Source organism: Pseudoalteromonas luteoviolacea DSM 6061, assembly GCF_001625655.1.
In the GTDB taxonomy this organism is placed as follows: domain Bacteria; phylum Pseudomonadota; class Gammaproteobacteria; order Enterobacterales; family Alteromonadaceae; genus Pseudoalteromonas; species Pseudoalteromonas luteoviolacea.
The window spans coordinates 1-300 of sequence record NZ_AUYB01000008.1 but is presented as its reverse complement, the minus strand read 5'-3'; the positions used below and the strand labels follow the sequence as shown (position 1 = coordinate 300).

General features: G+C 49.3%; 1 protein-coding gene. It reads left to right on the top strand.

What is annotated here, in order from left to right:
* The coding region (locus N475_RS25650; protein ID WP_162269571.1) for a hypothetical protein at window positions 1-300 on the top strand (300 nt) is incomplete at both ends.

Sequence of the window (300 nt, the reverse complement as noted above, 5' to 3'; positions counted from 1 at the left end):
CAAATACGGCCAAGCGGTTGAATTAACCACCACCACTGACGCGCAAGGTGACTTTAGTTTTACCGGGTTAATTGAATCTAACGCCGATGGCTACACCCTTGTGCAAACCCCTTCGAGCGAATATCAAACCGGCAAGCGCTATATTGGTAGTGGTTTGGGCGCAGTAAGTAACATCGCTAAGGTTGTGGTTGGCAAAGAGCCAACGCCAGCGATCCGCTTTACAGAAAAGCCAAAAGCGGGCGATAAGTCTGTTTCGGGTAAGGTGTTCTTCGATGTGGATCAAGATGGTAGCTTGGATCC